Consider the following 1258-nt stretch of genomic DNA (forward strand, 5'->3'; position numbering starts at 1 on the left):
CCGTTCGAACCTCGATATTTCAGTCATCCCTTGCGAAGAGTCCGAAAAGCAAACGCAACTCAACACGATTCTCGCCGCAGCCCCTAAACTGCCAACCATCGTTTACGTAACGCAACAGCAAACTGCAGAGCAAGTGGCTAAGTCATTGATCCACATTGGCGTTAACGCTCATGCGTATCATGCGGGAATGAAAAGTGAAGTTCGTGAGCAAATACAACAGCAATTTATGGCGGGCCAAATTGACTGCATTGTGGCCACGATTGCCTTTGGGATGGGTGTCGACAAATCAGATATTCGCCGTGTGATTCACTTTGATCTACCTAAATCCATTGAAAACTATGCACAAGAAATAGGTCGAGCAGGACGAGATGGACAAAGCTCTGAATGCACTCTGCTTGGCAATACTTCTGGGCTAACTGTATTAGAAAACTTTGTGTTTGGCGACACGCCTGAGCGCTCTTCGATTAGTTATGTATTGGGTCAAATCAAAGAGCACCAACCTCAGTGGGAAGTCGTGCCACTACGTTTGTCTCGCGAGAGCAATATCCGCCAGTTACCACTCAAGACGCTGTTGGTGTATTTAGAGCTTGCAAAAGTGATCGAAGCTAAGTTTAGCTACTTTGCCGAATATCGATTCAAGTTCCTACAAGATCAGCAATTCATCGTTAACCAATTCCAAGGAGAACGACGCGAGTTTGTAGAAGCCATTTTCACTTGTTCAACCAAAGCGAAAGTATGGTGCCAAGTCGATCTCGATGCTCTTTGGATGCATTATCACTCGGAACGTAGCCGCGTTGTCGCTGCACTGGATTACTTTCATCAGAATGGTTGGGTTGAACTGGAAAGCAAGCAGCTAACCGATGTGTATTCCGTCTTGCCCGAAACACAGAATATCGAAGACATCACGCAGCATCTGTACGAGCTATTCCAGTCTAAAGAGCGCAAAGACATCGACCGAATTCACGCCATGTTGGGGTTATTCCAATCGTCAGATTGTTTAAGTCATCAATTAGCCAGTTACTTTGCCGACCACAACGCCCCTGCGCACTGCGGTCATTGTTCTGTGTGTCGAGGACAGAGAGCGGTGTTCCCACCTCGGATTTACGATCAACCTGAACCAGCAGTCGCCTCCGCTTGGATTGCAGAGTTTGTCCAACTTTCCCCTTCTGCAACCAGTAACGAAGCCATCGCCCGATTCTTATGTGGCATCAGCACGCCGTTGATCAGCCAACTTAAAGCCTCAAAGCTATCTGGGTAT

General features: G+C 47.3%; 1 protein-coding gene. It reads left to right on the plus strand.

From position 1 onward, the window contains the following. The coding region (locus R7127_RS26435) for a C-terminal helicase domain-containing protein (protein ID WP_318148708.1) at positions 1-1258 on the plus strand (1258 nt) is incomplete at both ends.

The sequence above is a fragment of the Vibrio sp. 1159 genome (genome assembly GCF_033340395.1).
Classification (GTDB): Bacteria; Pseudomonadota; Gammaproteobacteria; order Enterobacterales; family Vibrionaceae; genus Vibrio; species Vibrio alginolyticus.